Here is a 20,437-nt window from a genome sequence, read left to right as displayed (position 1 = left end):
ATAAAAGGGAGCTTTAGGCTCCCTTTTTGATCTTCTGAATGTTATTTAAAATTATAGAGTCCAGGCTATAAAAACTACTCTGAATCAATCATTCTCGACGTACTTATGTCGATTTTTCTAGGCTTTAATGCCTCTGGTATTTTACGTTCAAGATCGACATTGAGCAGACCGTTTTCAAGGTTGGCACCGATCACGGTGACATAATCTGCAAGCTGGAATGTTCGCTCAAAACCACGCTCTGCAATGCCTTGATAGAGGTATTTACGCTCTTTATCTTGTTCGGCTTTGGTGCCCTTAACTAATAACTTGTCGCCTTCGCTGGTAATGTCCAGCTCATCCATAGCAAAGCCAGCAACGGCCATGGTGATGCGATAGCGTGTGTCATTAAGCAGTTCAATGTTGTATGGCGGGTAACCCGAATTGCCTTTATTCGATGCAGCATGCTCTGCAAGCTGGGCTAAACGATCGAAACCAATGGCGCTACGGTATAAGGGAGTTAGATCATAATTACGCATATGTATATCCTTTTTATAAAGCAATATAATGACTATACCCAAGCTACTTGGAAATGCAGGATTCAGTGGGAATTTAATGCACTTTAAGCAAGGCATTGTTTGTAGCTAATGGTTGTTCCCTTAGCAAAACCAATAACGCAGAATAAAGAGCATTAAAACCCATCGAAGAAGGCTTTGCACAAGCCCACTTCGTTGTTGCATTAACTTAAAAGGGAGTCACCATTCCTACGTCAATGCGTCTAGAATTGAACTCGTGCAACGTCTCTGAAATCAGCATTCTCAGGTAGTTTGGGTATATATTGGCCAACATCTGTAGAACACTCTACTCTCTGTCGCACCCTGTTTTCGTTAATAAACTTAGACCCCGAAGGCATCAAGATTTTATTAACTAGAAACCTCATTGAGCGTTCCATACTTAACTATATGTAGACGAGGATTTAACTTTTCAAGGGTAGTCAGTAAAAAAGTATTAAATGCTCCCAAAAGAAAAAGGTAGCTTGAAAGCTACCTTTTGTTGATATGGTTTACCTAAACATTTACTGACTTAGCACTTGGCAACCATATGCATTCATCGAGTTCTCATAAACAACGTCACCAGTAGGCGCGAACTCACCCGCTGCTATAGAACCTTTAGCCTTTAAAAAGTCATACATTACAGCAGCATCAACAAAGCCTGTCATCACAGGAGTGAGAACTGGATAGCCGTCTCCACCTGCAGCGTTAAAGCTAGGAACAGTGAAGCTGTATGTGGCTGCAGCATCGTAGCCTTTGCCATTCACATCGCTGATATCAACCGTTTTTGCTATACAATCGACAGTCATCGTCACGCCAGTGAGTTGAGCATAAGCACCTGAATCAATTTGTAGTGAAGCGACCGCACCTAGATACTCAGTTAACTTAGCACCGGTTACAGTACTCTTGGTTATCGAGTTACCAAATGGCTGCACGGTGAGCACATCTTTATACGTGATATCACCTGCATCTATTGAAGCGCGTACACCACCAGAGTTCATCACACCCACATCGGCATTAACTTTACTCGTGTGAGCTGTTGAGATTAAATGACCTAGGTTAGTTTGCATAAAGCGTACTTTAGCGCGGTCTCCTTCTAACACCTCAGCAGTGGTGGCAATCACTTCGCTTAACTGCTCTTGACCTTTTTCTTGGTACTGCTTAAGAATTTCTAACACGGTACCATCTGGCTTAATCTCATCACCGATAAGTACACGGTCGCCAGCTTCATTTTTCTTCTTCAAATTAACTGGAATGAGCTTGTAGCTTGCAAGATGTAGCTCGTCATTGAAATATTCGAAGTCTGCTTGGCCAACATATTTGCCCCACTCGTGGGCTTGCATAATGTAAGTGCCATTTTGCTTATCTGGAGTACAGTCATCGCCTGGATTGAAATCAGCATAATTGTTGGTGCCTGATTCCATACACACTGGATTTTGCGAGTGACCGCCAATGACAGCTTGTAGATCGCCTGCAGTTACCGCACGCGCCATTGCTACATCGCCTGATGCATTGCTACCGTTTTGTGCATCGGCATAATGTCCCATATGGGTCGTCGCAAAAATGATATCCGCAGCATCGGCATCTTTAATATCTTTAATGACTTTTTGGATCTCTGTAGCAGGATCGGTAAATTCTAAGCCACTGATAAATTCGGGGTTACCAATCTTTTTCGTATCTTCAGTGGTTAATCCAACTACCGCAATTCGTAGGCCGTTTACATCAAATACTTTATAAGCATCGAAATAACGCTCACCTGATGCTTTGTCATAAATGTTGGCTGCCAACATTGGGAAATTAGCCAGTTCACGCTGCATCTCAACAGTGGCTAATGGATTGTCAAACTCATGGTTACCAACAGCCATTGCATCATAACCAATCAAATTCATACCGACAAAATCAGGACGTGCATCTTGTAAGTCAGACTCAGGGACACCCGTGTTGATATCACCGCCTGATAACAAAATCGTTTCACTGCCATTTGACTCGACTTCTGCACGGATCTGATCGATCAGCGTCTTACGCGCAGCCATACCATATTCGCCATGCCTGTTCTCCCAGAAACGGCCATGGTTATCGTTAGTATGAAGAAGCGTAAAAGTAGTACATGCCTCACCCGCTTCGGCACAAGTCGTCGGTTTAACCGGCGCATCATTATCATCGCTGCCACACCCTGTTAATGCTGCCAGCACTGATGTTGCGACAAGTCCTTTAATTAACAAATTTTTCATTATTATCAACCCCTAGATTATTATTTGAATAGTTTTAAGTATTACCATCATTTTTTAAATTACGGATTCTATGATCTCGTTGGCGGACATAATAGCAAATAATGTATCGCAAATGTGTCATTTGAGTGACACTTTACTGCAAATATGATGCTGGATACGGGGCTTTGTGTTGTTTATTGTTTTGCGTAAAAAACAAGTGAGAAGAGGTTTTGATGAATTTGTTATTGAAGATATAGCCTGATGGATAAATCCTGCGAGACTTTCATGTTAATTCAAACGATTAGCTTTAGCAGGCAAAAGCATTACATTCAACGTAAATAGAGAACAGTTGGCCCTCACAACTATCGATATTTTTACAAATATATTTCATTATTCACCGCATTTCATTAACCAATTTTTGAGTATGTTAAATGATAAGCTTCAAAGCTTGGGTAGAATAAAGGCTGCAAATATAAAAGAGCAGCTTATTGAACGCTGCTCTTATCAAAACATCCGCGACTTTTATTTGGTTAAGAGACTATTTAGCACAGCTCTTAACGATGCTTCCACCACGGTAGAATATTGGGTGACCGCCATTAGCTGGATCGTAATCAGCAACTTTAATGCTTGGCGTTTTCTCAAAGTATTCACGAAGCACTGATGCATCACTACGTTGAGTGTCGACATAGTTTGCATGATTTGTAATCTTAGGATAATCATCACCACCTTTCGCACTGAAGTTAATCAGTGAGAAAGTGTAGTTTTCAGCCTTGTTGAATGTACGGCCACCTAGGCTATTAATTTTAACGATATCAGATGGGGTTGCATCAGGGTTTATTTCAACCGCATCACAAGTCACCGACATATCCATAGGGTATAACTGTGCCATACCGCCGCCAGTCTTTAAAGCCACATTAGCTAGATATGCTTCAACCTCAGATCCTGTCATGGTGACAAACGCCACATCATTACTAAATGGCTGCACGGTGAGTACATCACGGTATGACACATCACCCGGCACAATTGAATCTCGAATACCGCCTGAATTCATTACACCAAAATCAACGGTTGGTTCGAAATTAGCCGTAACCCAATCGCCATAAGCACGAGTTAGCAGTTGACCTAAGTTTGTCTGCTCAACACGTACGACGGCGCGGTCACCTTCAAGCTTGCCATCAGTGCTTGAGATAACAACATCGAGCAGTTCTTGTCCAAGATCTTGGTAATGCTGCAGCGCATCGATAACCAATTGATCTTGCTCTATCTCTTCGGTAATGAAAACAAGCTCGTCATTCTCATTTTTCTCTTTAAGGTTAATTGGGATCAATTTATAGCTAGCAAGCGTCAACTTACCATCCATATATTCAAAATCAGCACGGCCGACATACTTACCCCATTCATGGGCTTGCATAATAAAGGTGTCGTTTTGGATATCAGGTTTACACTCATCACCTGGGTTGAAGTCAGCATAATCATCGCCTTCCATACAGACAGGATTTTGCGAATGACCGCCGATAATCGCCTGTAATTGGCCTTGCTCTAATGAACGAGCAAGCATCACATCTCCGGCAGCTTCCGTGCCATGCTCACCATTTGCGTAATGACCCATGTGAGTCAAGGCAAACACCATGTCGACGCTTTCATTAGCCTTAATCTCAGCAAGAACGGTTTGAATTTCATCTTGAGGATTGGTGAAATGCAAACTAGCGACGTTATCAGGGCTAACAACCTTAGGTGTATCAACCGTAGTGAAACCTATGATGGCCACCTTAAGACCATTAATTTCAAACACTCGGTATGGTTCAAAATAACGCTCTGAAGTAACATTACCTTGAAGGTCTTTTTTATAGATGTTTGCGGCTAACATAGGGAATTGAGCGATTGTGGCTTGCATATCTAGCGTTGATAATGGGTTATCAAACTCATGGTTACCCACCGCCATCGCATCATAACCCAGCATGCTCATACCGATAAAATCAGGTACTGCATCTTGCATATCTGACTCTGGAACACCCGTGTTGATGTCACCGCCAGACAGTAAAATGGTTTCTCCGCCATTGCGTTCAACTTCGTTGCGGATCTGCTCAATGACAGTCTTACGAGCCGCCATACCGTATTCACCGTTCTTGTTTTGCCAGAAACGACCATGATTATCGTTAGTATGGATCACGGTAAATTGAGTACAAGCATCACCTGCCGCTTCACACGCTGTTAAAGGCGTGTTGTCATCATCACTACTGTTACAACCTGCTAATGCAGCCAAAACTGCTGTTGCGACTAAACCTTTGACTAGTTTATTCATCATTACATCAACCCTTTAGTTATTTTTAATAATTAAAATTACGGATTCTCTGATCTCGCTAATTCCAATCATACCAAAATGTAATGAAAAAACTGTTAACTAGGTTAAATAAAATAGGTAAAATATTTGTTAAAACATATACTTATAGGACACTACTGTGCGTATATAAAAACAGATAATAAAAATAAGGTTGTTAAAGCAGAATAAAAATGAAGGAAGGCTTATAAGCCCAATAAACTTATAGTTATTTTCAACAACTTATATTAAATCAGTTTGCAGGCGGATTTTTCTGAATTAAGAACAAGGAGGATAAGTCGACAGTAATCCACATCAGTATCATCTGCCGACAACATCATTTAGAAAGCAAAAACTAAGCCAGTACAGTGCGTAACCAGGCTCCGATGTCATTTAACTGCTCGGGTAAAACACTGTGCGGCATCTGATACGTTTTCCATTGCGTGTTATAGCCAGCGGTTTTGAGTAACGTGTTTGCCATCTTACCTGAACTGACAGGCACAACATCATCTTGCTCTCCGTGGTGCTGCAAGATAGGCGTGGTTTTGTTCGCTTCACTCAACTCTTCAGGAAGCTTATCTGCTGTAGGTAAATAGCAAGATAACGCCATAATGCCAGCAAGTTGTACTGGATATCTAAGTCCAGTAAATAAACTCATCACGCCGCCTTGGCTAAAACCTGCAAGCACGATTCTGTTTGCTGGAATACCTGAATCAATCTGCTCTTGAATCAAGGCTCTTACAGATACTTCAGACGCTAACACGCCCTGCATGTCTGCTCGATTGTGTAAATCCATACTCTTGATGTCATACCAAGCACGCATAACATAGCCTTGGTTGATGGTAACCGCCTGCTCTGGAGCGTGAGGGAAGATAAAACGTATGCTGTTATCTGCTGGTAAACCGAGCGCTGGAACAACTGGCGCAAAACCCGCACCTGAGTCGCCTAAACCGTGAAGCCAAATAACACAGGCTGTGGCTTTAGATTGTGGCTCTATGGTTATCCGCTCTAATTTTACTACTGACATATGTTTCCTTAGATTGTTATCACTTATATTTTTGCCATCAAAATGCATTGGTACTTGCTACACCTGAACTTTAGTCACTCCAAATGACCCAGACTGACACATTATACCAATCAGTATAAGAAGTTGATCTACTCAGAGTGTTTTTTGGCAAACTAATTCAAGGTGAATGGATGACATAATGGTTGTTCCCTTATGAGTTCATTCAACGCAGAAATAGGCAGCCAAAAACACTCCTTACAGGCGAGTTTTAGCGGTTCTGATGCTGTGTTAACGAGCTTAACCGTAGAATAACTATGCTTTTCACTCGTTGCAAACCACATGGATGTGGTGAATGTCATTAATGCAGGAGCAATTAATGACCTTGCCTCAGGACCGCTAAACTCTCGCTGAGCGATCAAATCTTTATACTGATTGGTATTAACCAATACCAATCTCTGCACGGATCATCAACAGCTGTTCAAGCGTATCCAGACGAAGACTCCATTTTATTGAGCCTGCATCAGCGCTTATGATTAAGGCATCATCAATAAACGTAAGATCTTCAGCCATGGCATACATCCCACTACCTGATGCGGATAATTTAATCTGCACCTCAAATGGTGTCAGAATAATCTTCCCCTGTGAGAAATCGATGACCATAGTCTGTTCCTGAAAAGTAACCGTAAAATAAAAAAACCAGCATGCTTGCTGGTTTTTTCTGCCTATCTAATCTTATACCCAAGCTATTTGGGAGAAACGATTAGTGGTGGTGACCACCTTTGCCGTGGGCGTGACCGTGTGAAATCTCTTCAGCTGTCGCATCTCTTGCGTCAATCACGTCAATATCAAACGTTAACTCTCGACCCGCAAGCGGGTGATTAACGTCAACAGTTGCCATGAACTTACCCACTTTAATTACTGTCACTTGGCGTTGACCTTGATCAGTATTTAACAATGCACGCATGCCTGCTTTCCACACTTTCTCGCCTTGAAGATGCTTAACAGATACGCGTTGAGTCGCTTCTTCATTGCGAACACCATAAGTCGTTTCAGGTGCTAGGGTAACTGAAAACTTCTCACCAGCGGTTTTACCAGTAATGGCATCTTCAACACCCGGCATCATATTGTCGTGGCCATGAAGGTATGCAATTGGATCTAAGCCTTCATTGGTTTCTAATACTTCGCCCTGTTCATCACGTAATGTGTAATTAAACTGAACTACCATATCGTTTTTAATGCTCATTAATTGTCCTTAACCATAATACTGACTTAAATTTTGGAAACGAAGCTTACCAAAACTCCTCTAGTAGCTCTAGTATTTATACAAGAGCTAAGAGTTTAAGCTAGATTTTACTGCACACCTAAGGCTGCAAAGCTTGCTTCACTCGGGAACCCATCAGCGACTAAGCCCGCCGAACGTTGAAATTGGCGTAATCCAGATTTTGAATTAGAGCCCAGAACCCCATCAGGCTTACCAACGTCGAATCCTTTCTCATTTAACTTTGCTTGTAGCAATTTAACTCGAGCTCGACTTAAATTATCTTGCTTAGGGGGAGCGACTTTCAGGCTTACACCACCATTAATACGATCAGCTAAATGACCCACAGCAATCGCATAGAAGGTCGAACGGTTCCAGCGCATAATCACATCAAAGTTTTTATATCCAAAAAATGCAGGACCTGTATAACCAGCAGGAAGATACAGAGCGGCACTCATATCTGGTGTAGAAATAGATTTGCCCTCACTTGTCATCACACCAAGCTCTGCCCACTTAATCAATGGTTGCTCGTGGCTTTTGCCTAAGTACTCATAACTGAAATTGTTTGGCAAACTGACTTCACGTCCCCACCGCTCATTTCGTTGCCAGCCAAGTTGTTGCAAAAAGTTCGCGGCAGAGGTCAAAGCATCAGCAGTACTATTCCAGAGATCGGCCTTTCCATCACCGTCGCCATCGATAGCGTACGCGGCATACGCCGATGGCATAAATTGAGTATGTCCCATAGCGCCCGCCCAAGAGCCCACCATGTCAGAGGCTTCAAATTGATACTCCTCTTTCAACTTAAGGGCTTTCATCAATTCACCGGTGAAATACTGACTTCTTCTAGGATCGCACGCTAAGGTGGCCAATGAATCCAGAACTGGCATTTTGCCTTTATAGGAACCGAAATTAGTCTCTAACCCCCAAAAAGCCATCAAATATTGAGGCGGAACGCCATATTGTGCTTTTAGCTGGTTCAAGAACTCTCTATTCTCCTCCAATAGACGCCTGCCCTCTTTTACTCGCCAGTCAGTAACACGCTTACTAAAGTAGTTATCGAAAGTTTGGCTAAATTCTGGCTGCTTCTTATCAAGTTCGATGACACGGGCAACATACTTCACTTTACCTAAAGTATTGTCGATAGTATCAGTCGACAACCCTTGAGCTTTGGCCGTTTTTTGCAGTTCAACCACACAACTAGGAAAATCAGTAGCAAAAGCAAGAGATGACCCCAAACTAGAGAAAAGTAGCACTGATACTAAAGAGACATTTTTAATCATGATGAATACTCCAAAAATGTTGTTGATGAACACAGGCCGACATATCAGTCTAAAAAAGGCCCTAAGATCCCGAATTCAAATTGAGCCATAATTACCATACTCAAGCAAGACGGAATTCCCCTTAATTTTGATATATCGTACTTTTTATGAAGGTTGGATTAAAATTGTGTCTTTATCATTCATTCTGAGTTCAAATTTTATCTTCTGAGTAAATTAGCTTCGTAATTGGTAAAGATTCACTTGGCGAATACACTTGATGTCGTATAATGGCCACGAAGAAATACCACACAGAAGAGACCTGAAATGACAGAAACAAATCCAATATTAACCAGCTTTATCGAAGATGTTAAACAACACCAGGTAGTCTGGGGACTGCAAGATGAATCAGGTGAAGGTTGGGTCGTTTGTGACTCTTCTGAGTATGAAGACACTGATGTTATGCCTCTATGGTCAACGGAAGCTCAAGCTAAAGTTCACTGTACTGAAGAGTGGGCTGAATATTCGCCTGTTGCAATCACGTTAACCGAGCTTCTCGAATTTTGGATAGCAGATCTTAATGAAGATGGTGTGTTAATTGGCTTAAACTGGCAAGAAAACCACGACTGTCTAGAGATGGACCCTATCATTCTTGCTAATTCTTTGGTTAATGTCGAAGAGGAGTAATCCTTCTCGATTAAATCAAGTCATTTAATATGAACAAGATGAATAATGGCGTCAGACAGGTTAAAATCTTATGACGCTATCTATCCCCCTTATCGATATTCCATTCGATCTTCGCCATACCTGTTGGTTTTGTGCAGAACCATGCGATGCTCACTTTGAATATCATGCCAACAACCACACCTCACATCCAAGCTTGTCAGTACCCGCCTGTAAAGAGTGCTTAAAACTGGCAAAACAACATAAATTGACCTCTATATGGGAATGTCAGGTAGCGGTAAAGGATGAGCTGATGCGCATATATGCAAAGCATCTAGCGATTGGCATTAATTGGACAGAGCAGGAGCTCATCGATTCTGAGTTTTCTTGTAAGGTATTTGAAGGGTTTAAAAAAAGTGGCTGGATGATGTACCTCATCGCCAGAGACAGAGTCAATGCACCTAGCTGGCCAATCGTTATTGACGGTGTTCCGTTAGAGAGTGATCAAGTCAATTCAAACTTTGAATTTGACGGTGTAAAGTATCCCTCGTTGTCAAAAGCAATAAGTCACTACAGCGAAACTTTAGGTTTAGATAAACTGTTTCTTCAAGCGGTTGTATCGCAGGTCGGACGCGCCAGATTTGGTTACGCCGTTAGACTTTGCCGCATTAATATCACTTCAAATAAAAGAGTTAAACAAGAGGTTTTAAAAGATCTTGCCATTGAACAAGGTGAAGAGCTAAGTAACTCAACGTGGTTTTAATTTATCTGTTATAAAAAAGCAGCATAATGCTGCTTTTTCTTGGAATGGATTGCGTCAATTAGCAATCCACTTTTACTTCCTAAGGCAATCCTGAACAACACCGACCAAGAGATCGGGTTGGAATTTTGAGATAAATCGATCACAGCCCACCTTCACGACCATCGCCTCATTAAAACTGCCACTCAGTGATGTATTTAACGCGACAAAGAGTTTATTCATGCGTTCGTCACTCCGGATTTCCGAGGTGAGTTTATATCCATCCATTTCTGGCATTTCAGCATCGGTAATCAACATTAAAATCTCATCATAAACCGATTTTCCCCCATCGCACCAACTCTGCAGTAACTGCAGTGCCTGTAGGCCGTCAGACACTTCCAGTATCTCAATGCCTAAGGGTTCTAATGTCTCTTTAATTTGCCTTCTTGCGGTAGATGAGTCATCTGCGATAAGGATCTTATGCCCTACCATCTTTTTGGCTAGCTCTTCATCCAAGACACCTTCAGATAGGCGGATATCATAATTAATGATCTCAGCCAGTACTTTCTCTACATCAATGATCGACACCATATTGATCACATCATCAATCTCAAGTCTACATATTGCAGTGAGGTAATTATGAGTGCCTGCCGTTTTAGGTGGAGGTAAAATGTCGCTCCAAGTCATATTCACAATATGCTCAACTTTACCTACCATGAAACCTTGAACACTTCGATTATATTCCGTGATAATCAAATTACGTTCTTGAGCGTCGGTCATAGGGGAAAAGCCGATCGCGCCCCTTAAATCAATCACTGGAATTGAGGTCCCACGAATATTAGCAACCCCCGAGACACTCTTATGACTACCGGGCAAAGAACTTAACGGAGGTAATTTCACTACTTCCTTGACTTTAAATACATTTATTGCAAAGAGTTGAGTCGCATTAATACGAAATAATAAAAGTTCTAAGCGGTTTTCACCGACTAATTGCGTGCGTTGGTCAACTGAATCGAGTACTTTTGCCATAATACAAATCTCGGAAAATAAGAGACACTTCGTCTCTGACAGTAATGCTTGTTAATGGTAGCCAGTAAATCCATAGTCGAACCAAAGTCTCAATTCGAACAAGATGGCATACATGACACTCACCTACTCATAGATAATTATATTTTAGCAGCTAAAAACACAACAGGAATAATTCTAGAACCATGTTATTGCACAACTTCCATAATGCCCATATAAAGGCACCTGTTTGACGTGTTATTTATTCACCTGTTTCTCGCGTAAACCATCGCCCATCAAGGGTCTAACATCAAACGTCTACTTCAAAAGTGACATTAACACGCTCGCCGCTAACATTGCTGAAATTAGCAATACAACCGGAGACATAAACATCTCATTTACACCCATTTCTCTTTACATAATACCTGTAAATACTACTACTTACCTAATAAAACAGCAGTTTATGAAGGCAATTTAAACACGAAGTAATTAATAAAATAAATATTGACACTTGGAAAGCGACAGGTATACTGCAATTTGATTTTGAGTACCCTTGTTAAAGTAGTTTGCTTTTTGTTTGACTCCTCTCGTCAATACCTCGCAAAAATATTAATACACCTGGTTCGCATCTAAAAACTAGTCATATTACTGTCATACCACTATGATTAAATCTGACTAAGTCAATGAACTTCAAATCTAAACTGTTACAAACGCTAACATTTATAGATTGAGAATAGTCTTGATTAAGATGCCGAAGATGGGTAGGCTCAAAACGAACCCTAAATTCATCTTTCGCAAAAATGCTAAGGATATTTTATAGTTACATATTCACTGCCAATAAAGCAGTACAACAATATAAAGGAGTATGACATATGTCGTACAACATAAATGGTCATGAGATCACAGTAAGTTTTCCAGTAAATTCTATTTCTCTAAACAAGTCTTCTATCGCATTCACCGATAGCGTTGGGAAAAATAGACAGACATTTTCTAAGCGTACAGAAGCATTAACGTTTATGAAATGGTTGCTTTCAAGCAACAAGTAAATCGCAACACACGTTATAAAAGTCAACATAATGCAATTCGATACTCTCCTCTTATCAGTATCGAGTGTTCTTAAAAAGAACGGATAGGACCGACTTCATTACATCGGCTATTAAGCATTCAAGTAACATCTACCTTTGGTCTAGGCCGTATCAATTTCACAGATACTTAGCCTGACCAACTGGTAAAACCTAAAACTCCCCAGTTAAAAACCAATCCTGTTAACTTTCTTTCATTACCCAAATTTTCGTTTATACCTTGGTAGCATGCTGCAGTTTCCCAATAAGCCCCCTTGATGTAGATACATAATAGGGCCGTGTTCGCCACAATGGTTTACATATGCCTCAAGCGTAAGCCAACCAATTGGGTCGTACAGCAGTTCAAACTCAATACCTTGCTCACCAACACGTTTCCACATCTCATAGCATTCACGATACAGTTTACCAAAATGATACTTTTTCGGCAGAGAGATTATCTTCGGATGAAATGCCTTTTCTTGAGAAAGTTCAGTAAACTGCAGGTTCAGATAGTCATCTCCGCCCACACATGCACAAGTCAAAACGCGAATATTAACGTTAGACTCGATAAAATATTTATTGAGAAACAGTGCTGTCGTTCCCGTCCCTGAAGGGAGAAATACAGTTAATGTTTGCTGACTTGTTTCTTCTGCCCAGTCAATAATCTCTTTAGCCAGCTGCGCAACACCGAATTCGGCATATTCACAACGCCCGCCTTCAGGCACAAACAGCGCATTGGGCTCATCAACCAATATTTTATCTGTAATATACTGCTCACTGGAACGTCCCTCTCTGTCAGGACACTCACTAAGGTCAATAATATTTGCACCATTCGCACGGGCAGCAACATAATTCCCCTCAGTTTGAGTCTTAATGTGTGCAGCAACATGATCGACATAAAAGTCTAACTCCCAACCACGAAGTTTAGCCAATGCTGACATAGAATAGAGAGAGTTTGCTTGAGGTGAACCATAACCGATAAGTTTTTCCACACTAGGGAAGTCACGTGCAAGAAAATAAGCAAACTTACGGGCTTTATTGCCTGAAAACTCTGGATGAAGAAGATCGTCCCGCTTAATAAAAATATCCCTGTCGAACATGTTAATCGAATCAACAGGTGTGTTACTTAACTTCATATGATACCAATCTCATCAAATAGACCTCCAACGATTACTTGGATATTTTACCATTTTGACCAATTGAGAAAAATAACTAATTACAGGTATTGTTGACCAACTCAATGAGTAGAAAAAACAGAATAAAACGATAAAAACTCCTTGTATCAACAACATAAAATATTGGCATGAAAATAGCTTAGTAGAACGTGATCATAGAAATGATTAAATCAGTGCTCTTTCTATGAGCTTTCGTCTTTATTAGGAGTCATTTAATGGCAATATTACGTTTGATATTTAACATAGCTTGGTTTGTTCTCGGTGGTTTCGTGATGGGGCTCGCTTGGTGGCTAGCAGGTTTACTTTGCTATATCAGTATTATAGGTATCCCATTCGGGCGTGCATGCTTTGTGATAGGTGAAATGACATTCTGGCCATTTGGTCAAGATCACATGAACCGAAGAAACCTCACTGGTAACGAAGATATAGGCACTGGTGCATTCGGAACGATAGGGAATATAGTCTGGTTCCTACTTTTCGGGATCTGGCTCGCCATCGGCCACCTTACTCATGCCGTCGCCTGCTTCGTCACCATTATAGGTATTCCATTTGGTATACAGCACCTTAAGTTAGCCATATTGAGCTTAACGCCAATAGGCCAAACCGTTGTCGCGAGAGCGTAAAGTATTAGCTTATCTGACATAATGTAAACTAGGGTTCCCGTTGATTCATCTCAATTTGTTGATGAATCAACTCCCCTAGCGTGTTAACTGCTTTTTCAATAGCATTATCCCACTCTATGGCTAAATTCAATCTTATGTAGCCAATATAATGCTCATGCTGTGAAAACACGTCTCCAGGGAAAAAAGCCACGCCATTGTCGATAGCTTGAGTAAACAAGAGTCTGGAATCGCACTGTTCGGGCAACTTAATCCACAATACATATCCACCATCACTGAGGTTAACTCTTGTTCCCTCTGGGAAAGAATCGTGAATACAAGCCTGCAGCCATTTTTGATTTTGATGCAGTGTCATTTTCAACTTTTTAAGGTGCCGACTGTAGCCTCCCAGCTTCATAAACTCAGCAATTAACATCTGGATAATCAAAGGTTCTGATACGTTTCTAAAGGCTTTTAACTTCTTTATTTTACGATGATATTTTCCACCGCATAACCAACCAAGCCTGAATCCTGAGCCTAAAGACTTAGACACTGAAGAGCAATAGATCACATTCGCATTACTCTCCATCGACTTTATTGCTGGTAAAGGTTTGCCTTGATAATTAAGTTCAGAAAACAGATCGTCTTCTATTAACGGAATATCATACAGCTCAGATAATGCCAAAATTTTCTTTCGATTCACCACAGGCATAAGGCTGCCAGTGGGATTACTAAATGAGGGAACCAACACTAAGGCGGCAATTGGCCAGTTCATTAACGCATCTTGCAGAGCATCAGGCTTCATACCTAAAACGGGGGAACTAGGCACCTCCAACACCTTCATGTCTAAAGATTCGATCACCTGCAGTAAACCCGGAAAACAGGGGCTTTCAACAGCGATAATATCACCGACACTTGCCACAGAACTGAGCGCTAAAGCGATAGCATCCTGACAACCTCCTGTGACTAGAATATCATCAGGATGAACTTCCACATCAACATTGAGCATTCGTTTGGCAAATTCTCTTCTTAAAGGTAAGAAGCCTGACGAAAATTCAGGAGAGACTAACTCAAGCATATGATAACGAGTTAGCTTGTTCAGGATCTTTTTTAACTGATTTATAGGCAATAAATCTGGCGATATCACCGCTGTACCTAAATTTGTAACGCCCTCTTTATGGCATTCGGTTAACACTGACATCATGCGATTATAAACTGAAATATCTTGTGGTTTCATTGGCGTTAAATGATCAACATCAGGTAAGCGCGAAACAAAATAACCAGAACCAGGACGGCTGTTAATCAACCCACTGTCTTCTAAAATCCCATAAGCTGTTTGAACCGTGGTCATGCTGACATTAAATTGCTCACGACTTGCCCGAACCGACGGGATCTTTTCACCGGGTTGAAAACAGCCCGTTAAGATCTGTTGTGACAGTGACTCAGCCACTTTCTGGTATTTCTTATTCGACATTGTGACATCACTCTTTAAATATTCACCGCATTAATACCGATACAGGGGAGGAAAAAATACCAATATTAAACATCTCATGCAAATTGTACCGTTCTTCTGTTCACTTAGTGTCTCTTTTTTACCGAAAAGAGAATCTGTAAGCTGAATATTCACTTGATAGAGAAGAGAGCTTAACCATGCCATTAGTTAGCCCGTTGAATGAATCGAATCAGGAAGTGATAGAGCTGGCGCGCTTTTTTAATGAAACCTTAGGCTTTTGTCCTAATAGTGTATTGACCATGATGAGAAGGCCAAAAATAGCGAAAGCCTTTATCAACCTCAATATGGCGGTAATGGACAATCAAGGACGCGTCACTAGCTCACTCAAACGGTTAATCGCGTATGTATCAAGTCATGTCACTGGTTGTCGATATTGCCAAGCACACACCATTAGAGCGGCTGAACGCTATGGTGCAGAACAAGCGCAACTAGACAATGTGTGGGAGTATCAAACCCACCCCGCATTTAGTGACGCAGAAAGAGTCGCTCTGGATTTTTCCGTCGCTGCGTCAACAGTCCCTAATGGCGTCAATCAAGAACTCAATGAGCGTCTACATCTGCATTGGGAAGAAGATGAAATAGTTGAAATACTGGGCGTGATCTCCCTGTTTGGATATCTGAATAGATGGAATGACTCAATGGCCACCACACTTGAAGAGGGGGCGATTGCATCAGGGGAAAGCTTGTTAGCACTAGAAGGCTGGGAAGTTGGAAAACATACGCTGTAACGCATATTAGTGGATATAGCAGCTGTCAAAGATGTCATTTTAAGGCTGCTAATTTGTTGACATTGGCCATAAAAGCTATTTATTTCCGGTATTTTCCATGTAATCAGCAAGCATTGAGTCTTTATCTATTTTGGTTAATCCAGCATTGACCACATCGCGCCAAAAATGCCCCTCAGGGGTATTATTAAACGCAATTGTCATCTGTTTATTTTCTAACGTCTTCTTGTTGACTTGAACCTTTTTACTCAATGACTTCAACTCCTTTTGCAAGAGAAGATATTTCAACACGTTGGTATCCATAACAGCAGCATCAATTCTGGCTGTCGCCACTTTTCTGAGATTATGTTCATCGGAATTAACCACTTCAACTTTCTGAGTCCCCAACTTAATCATCGCATCAAGATCAGCGGAATTCACATAATCCCTGACAACACCTAAGGTATATTGATTAAGATCGGATACTTGCAACCAGCTAATGGGGTGTCGATCTTGTTCGACTAAACCAAGTGGGCTACTACCAATGACATCTGAAAATACAAATTTTTCTGTCGGAAAAGTATAAGCAGGTAAATAACCTTCATACTTAGAGTTGTGTCGATTCACTAATCTAACAGCACGACTCCATGGGTAAAAATCCACGACAAGCTCATGACCCATGGCGTTAACCGCCGCACGAGTGATCGCAATAACAGCCCCTTGGCCTTGAATTTTACTACTCGAATACGGCGGCCAATGAAGAGAGGTTAAGTGCAAAGTATCAGCTTTAATCTGGGGCGCAAAAAAACCTCCAAGTATCCCTATAAGAGTACAAAGAGTCACTATTCGCATTCTATTCTTGCGATAACAAATTATGAAATTATCACCATAGATATCAAATCCTCCCTAATAATAAACAGGCTGATACAACTGCAAACGAGTATGTGAATACAGTAATCAGGCTATAAAGTATAGCCTGAGCTGCTCAAAAATAAATCAACCTTTGTTACAATTCTTCGCTGGAAAGCAAACAATAAACAGTGAGAAGATGAGATTAAATGATAACTAGAGAGGTGCTTATGCTACGAAAGACTGCCATTACAGTGCTAGGAGGAGGACTGACTTTACTTGGGGCTGCTTTACTGATATTACCGGGTCCTGCTTGGTTACTTTTACCCATAGGTTTGGCGATTCTAAGTTTGGAATACCCTTGGGCTAAAATCTGGCTGCGTAAAAGCCAGAAGCAATTATCAACGTCTGCCGCTTGGATCGACAGAAAAATTTTATTAAGAAAGATGAAATTGTCATAACATTGCAGCATTTTGTCTTTCACAAACAATCATCAAATTCACACTTTTAAACAAAGCATGAACTCAAGCAAGAAGCCTACCTTAAATCCCCCTACAATTCCGAGATCTTTCTCACGAAGAGTTAATCCAAATCCACGATAGTCTCTATCGAAACAAAGTGTTATGAAAAACTTCTAGAACTGAATATGATGTCGCGTCGATAATCTGAATCGAATTAAACATCTTATTCTAAGGTCTATTATGAAACCATTTTCTCCCCTAGCACTTGCCATTATTGCAGCAATTTATACCTCTTCTGTTATGGCTAAAGAACCTATTGAGATCATTCAACCAGTGATGATCACTGAACCGGAAAAAGTTGAGTTGGGTAAGATGCTTTTCTTCGAACCACGACTATCAATGTCAGGGTTTATCTCATGTAACTCTTGTCATAATTTATCTACTGGTGGTGTCGATGCATTACCAACCTCAATTGGCCATAACTGGCAAGAGGGCCCAATTAACTCACCAACCGTATTAAATGCTGAATATGGTTTGGCACAGTTTTGGGACGGGCGAGCTAAGGATCTCAAAGAACAAGCAGGCGGACCTATCGCCAATCCAAAAGAGATGGGGTTCTCGCACGAGCTTGCTGTATCAACTATCGATTCTATGCCTGCATACAAAGCCAGATTTGAAAATGTATACGGCGACGGAAAGATAACTATCGATAATATTACCGATGCCATCGCTGCCTTTGAAAAAACACTCGTCACGCCAAACAGTCCTTTTGACCAGTATTTACTCGGCAATAAATCTGCCATTTCTGAGGAAGCGACCGCAGGTTATCAGTTATTTAAAGACAAAGGGTGCGTGAGTTGTCACAACGGCCCTGCTGTTGGCGGAACCATGTACATGAAAATGGGATTAATCAAACCATTCCATACAAAGAACCCTGCAGAAGGTCGAATTGCCGTAACAGGTAACGCAGCAGATATGAACGTATTTAAAGTGCCGACGTTACGAAACATTGAACTAACCTATCCGTACTTCCATGACGGTGCGACGTGGACTTTGGAAGAAGCCGTCAATGTGATGGCTGAGATTCAATTAGGGCAAGATCTATCGAAGCAAGAAACTCAAGAGATGGTTGCCTTTCTTAAATCATTAACCGGTGATCAGCCTCAAATAGTATTGCCTATTTTACCGCCTTCAAATGCCAAAACGCCAAGGCCCGCTCCCTTTGCTGAGTAGGACTTAATATTTTTCAAAACCTAAATTGAAAACTTAACGCAAAAACACCAGCAATAAGCTGGTGTTTTTTTATCAACTTAACGTTAATGATATGCAATTAAATCGCGCTAATATCGCCAGTAATACACCATTATGGCGCATATTATCCATCACTCCGGGGCTTAATCGCTCTAAGCGTGCCATCGCAGTCAGTAAAAGTTGGCATTCATATAAACTGGCGCTGGCAATGTATTCTGGTTTATCAACTAAATGGCTATTGCTGTACCAATCATCCCAGTTAAAATCAGCTAGTAATAATCGATTATCGGCAAGCTCATCGATGAAATCACTTATTTTACATATTGATAGTGCTTGCTCACCACAGGCTAAGTCACTTACATATTTAGTATAAAAATCGGATGTATGTCTTTGCAATAATGGTTCCATCTGACACCTCCTACAAGCGGGAAAAATGTGCTCGTGTAAATGAAGATTCTTCCCCTAATAACAACTTACTTCAATAGAACTGCATATGCTGTACCAACATATCCAATTCAATAGTGCTCTCATCCTAAGGGAGAGTAACTGAACCCAAGCTTAACGGTATGAAGTGTCAATTAAGGTTTTTCCACCACATTGGTATTATATTACAACCACTTAGCTAAACACTGAAGATAGTTATTTATTAACGCAGCAGTCTTACTAGCAAAATATGTCACGCAAAAACAATCGCTCGAACCATGGTTAAATGTAAATGAAACAAGTGAGTGTTTCATTTTGCAACGCAATAAAGGACTGCATGCTCAACAAGTCATTTAAATTGTCGAAAACGACGAAATCATAAATCTGCTTTAGCAAACTCATCGAGAATGAACTCAGTAAATAGCAGCCCCGCCCTGCCTAATGGCCTCTGCATAGTCGAAACCAATTTAGGGCTAAAGCTGTATTGACTGCCGCCATTAAAATCAACTTCGACCATCTCACCGCTCTCAAGCTCCTTATGAATAAGGAAGTCAGGCATCCAGCCGAAACCAAGCCCCATCTCCAGCGCATTTTTCTTCATCGCAAAGTCAGAAAGATAGAACACCTTGTCGCCACCAAACTGCAATTCATCGTAATAGTTAATGTCTGGTGATGAATCTTCGATTGTTAACTCCACATGTCTTTGTAAGTCATACAAGGAGATATTTTTTTCTAACGCTAAAGGATGTGTTGCACAAACAACGAGAATACTGGTGATATCTGGGAGTGATTGTGGGCGATAGTTAGGGCCTGTTCTATAGTCTTTCACTAACATCAAGTCAGCATGATCTCGCTCAAATCGAGCCTGTACACCACCAAGAAACTCAACATTTAACTGAATTTTTGTCGGGATGTTTTCCGATGCCATACGCTTTAATGCTTTCATTATGGGTTCCATCGGCAACGAACCATCGACAATCAGTTCAAGCTTTGGCTCCCAGCCATCACTAAACCTGCTGGCTAAATGTTCAATATTGGCAAGGTATTGCAACAGCTTTTGTCCCTCGGCAAGAATAACTTTGCCCTCAGGTGTTAATTCAGCACGGTACTGATCGCGACAAAAAAGATTTACACCTAAGTGTTGCTCAAGTTTTTTGACTTGGTAGCTCACTGCTGACTGAGCCTTATGCAAACGCTCTGCAGCCTTAGCAAAGCTCCCCTCTTGGACTAAAACTTCCAGCACTTTAAAAGCATCAACATCGATCCGCATATGACCTCCAAGGTGTAAATCTAAATATACCATCAAATAATTAGATTGAATCAGGCTAATTATTATTCTTTTCTTTGTTGATGTCACCTACTAGATTGATAGATAGATCACGCTGAACACTCTGTTTATGAGCTACACCGATAAACAAGT

At 41.1% G+C, this 20,437-nt stretch carries 20 protein-coding genes; 7 read left to right on the top strand and 13 right to left on the bottom strand.

Features of this window, described 5'->3' with window-relative positions:
* Positions 1-74: 74 nt before the first annotated feature.
* From FN961_RS14525 to FN961_RS14490, 7 genes are all read right to left on the bottom strand, one after another.
* Positions 75-515 carry an Hsp20 family protein gene (locus FN961_RS14525; RefSeq protein ID WP_144040900.1) on the bottom strand — a complete coding sequence of 147 codons (441 nt, stop codon included), beginning with the start codon at positions 513-515 and terminating at the stop codon, positions 75-77.
* 536 nt (positions 516-1,051) lie between these two features.
* On the bottom strand, positions 1,052-2,758 hold the full coding sequence (gene ushA / locus FN961_RS14520) for a bifunctional UDP-sugar hydrolase/5'-nucleotidase UshA (RefSeq protein WP_144040899.1): 1,707 nt from the start codon (positions 2,756-2,758) through the stop codon (positions 1,052-1,054).
* A gap of 517 nt (positions 2,759-3,275) precedes the next feature.
* Entirely contained in the window at positions 3,276-5,042 is a 1,767-nt protein-coding gene (ushA, locus tag FN961_RS14515; RefSeq protein ID WP_221936121.1) for a bifunctional UDP-sugar hydrolase/5'-nucleotidase UshA, read from the bottom strand.
* Positions 5,043-5,409: 367 nt separating this feature from the next.
* Positions 5,410-6,081 (bottom strand): alpha/beta hydrolase, encoded by a 672-nt coding sequence (locus tag FN961_RS14510; RefSeq protein ID WP_144040898.1) that lies wholly within the window; start codon positions 6,079-6,081, stop codon positions 5,410-5,412.
* 417 nt (positions 6,082-6,498) lie between these two features.
* On the bottom strand, positions 6,499-6,720 hold the full coding sequence (locus tag FN961_RS14500) for a DUF3389 family protein (protein ID WP_144040896.1): 222 nt from the start codon (positions 6,718-6,720) through the stop codon (positions 6,499-6,501).
* A 100-nt stretch (positions 6,721-6,820) separates the two neighbouring features.
* Positions 6,821-7,303, bottom strand: a complete 483-nt coding sequence (locus FN961_RS14495) for an FKBP-type peptidyl-prolyl cis-trans isomerase (RefSeq protein ID WP_144040895.1) — start codon at positions 7,301-7,303, stop codon at positions 6,821-6,823.
* Positions 7,304-7,410: 107 nt separating this feature from the next.
* A complete protein-coding gene (locus FN961_RS14490; protein ID WP_144040894.1) occupies positions 7,411-8,598 on the bottom strand; it encodes a lytic murein transglycosylase in 1,188 nt (395 codons plus the stop codon).
* 303 nt (positions 8,599-8,901) lie between these two features.
* On the opposite strand from FN961_RS14490, the gene FN961_RS14485 reads away from it, so the two are divergent.
* Positions 8,902-9,261 (top strand): DUF2750 domain-containing protein, encoded by a 360-nt coding sequence (locus tag FN961_RS14485; RefSeq protein ID WP_144040893.1) that lies wholly within the window; start codon positions 8,902-8,904, stop codon positions 9,259-9,261.
* Positions 9,262-9,331: 70 nt separating this feature from the next.
* Positions 9,332-10,000: a hypothetical protein gene (locus FN961_RS14480; RefSeq protein ID WP_144040892.1), complete on the top strand. Its 669-nt coding sequence runs from the start codon at positions 9,332-9,334 to the stop codon at positions 9,998-10,000.
* 72 nt (positions 10,001-10,072) lie between these two features.
* Here FN961_RS14480 and FN961_RS14475 read toward each other — a convergent pair whose 3' ends face one another.
* Complete coding sequence (locus FN961_RS14475; RefSeq protein WP_144040891.1) at positions 10,073-11,005, bottom strand: chemotaxis protein CheV; 933 nt, start codon at positions 11,003-11,005, stop codon at positions 10,073-10,075.
* Positions 11,006-11,853: 848 nt separating this feature from the next.
* Here FN961_RS14475 and FN961_RS14470 point away from each other — a divergent pair.
* Complete coding sequence (locus FN961_RS14470) at positions 11,854-12,027, top strand: hypothetical protein (protein ID WP_144040890.1); 174 nt, start codon at positions 11,854-11,856, stop codon at positions 12,025-12,027.
* Between the two features lie 233 nt (positions 12,028-12,260).
* Here the strand turns inward: FN961_RS14470 and FN961_RS14465 are convergent, their stop codons facing one another.
* Entirely contained in the window at positions 12,261-13,178 is a 918-nt protein-coding gene (locus FN961_RS14465) for a pyridoxal-phosphate dependent enzyme (RefSeq protein ID WP_144040889.1), read from the bottom strand.
* Between the two features lie 254 nt (positions 13,179-13,432).
* Between FN961_RS14465 and FN961_RS14460 the strand changes: the two genes are divergently transcribed.
* A complete protein-coding gene (locus FN961_RS14460) occupies positions 13,433-13,840 on the top strand; it encodes a YccF domain-containing protein (protein ID WP_144040888.1) in 408 nt (135 codons plus the stop codon).
* 28 nt (positions 13,841-13,868) lie between these two features.
* Here FN961_RS14460 and FN961_RS14455 read toward each other — a convergent pair whose 3' ends face one another.
* Entirely contained in the window at positions 13,869-15,290 is a 1,422-nt protein-coding gene (locus tag FN961_RS14455) for an aminotransferase-like domain-containing protein (RefSeq protein ID WP_144040887.1), read from the bottom strand.
* Positions 15,291-15,466: 176 nt separating this feature from the next.
* On the opposite strand from FN961_RS14455, the gene FN961_RS14450 reads away from it, so the two are divergent.
* Positions 15,467-16,057 carry a carboxymuconolactone decarboxylase family protein gene (locus FN961_RS14450; RefSeq protein ID WP_144040886.1) on the top strand — a complete coding sequence of 197 codons (591 nt, stop codon included), beginning with the start codon at positions 15,467-15,469 and terminating at the stop codon, positions 16,055-16,057.
* 75 nt (positions 16,058-16,132) lie between these two features.
* Here the strand turns inward: FN961_RS14450 and FN961_RS14445 are convergent, their stop codons facing one another.
* Entirely contained in the window at positions 16,133-16,885 is a 753-nt protein-coding gene (locus FN961_RS14445) for a substrate-binding periplasmic protein (RefSeq protein WP_144040885.1), read from the bottom strand.
* 227 nt (positions 16,886-17,112) lie between these two features.
* Here FN961_RS14445 and FN961_RS14440 point away from each other — a divergent pair, with 227 nt between their 5' ends.
* On the top strand, positions 17,113-17,343 hold the full coding sequence (locus FN961_RS14440) for a PGPGW domain-containing protein (protein WP_144040884.1): 231 nt from the start codon (positions 17,113-17,115) through the stop codon (positions 17,341-17,343).
* Positions 17,344-17,643: 300 nt separating this feature from the next.
* Positions 17,644-18,576 carry a cytochrome-c peroxidase gene (locus tag FN961_RS14435; protein WP_373293467.1) on the top strand — a complete coding sequence of 311 codons (933 nt, stop codon included), beginning with the start codon at positions 17,644-17,646 and terminating at the stop codon, positions 18,574-18,576.
* 72 nt (positions 18,577-18,648) lie between these two features.
* On the opposite strand, the gene FN961_RS14430 is transcribed toward FN961_RS14435, so the two are convergent.
* Together FN961_RS14430 and FN961_RS14425 are read right to left on the bottom strand one after the other, a co-directional pair.
* On the bottom strand, positions 18,649-19,002 hold the full coding sequence (locus FN961_RS14430; protein WP_144040882.1) for a DUF6508 domain-containing protein: 354 nt from the start codon (positions 19,000-19,002) through the stop codon (positions 18,649-18,651).
* 391 nt (positions 19,003-19,393) lie between these two features.
* The gene (locus FN961_RS14425) at positions 19,394-20,287 is read right to left on the bottom strand and encodes a LysR family transcriptional regulator (RefSeq protein WP_144040881.1); all 894 of its coding nucleotides are present in this window, start codon (positions 20,285-20,287) and stop codon (positions 19,394-19,396) included.
* Positions 20,288-20,437: the final 150 nt, after the last annotated feature.

The sequence above is a fragment of the Shewanella hanedai genome, from assembly GCF_007197645.1.
Lineage (GTDB): Bacteria > Pseudomonadota > Gammaproteobacteria > Enterobacterales > Shewanellaceae > Shewanella > Shewanella hanedai.
The sequence above is the reverse complement of the archived record's forward strand: the minus strand, read 5'-3'. Positions and strand labels throughout refer to the sequence as shown.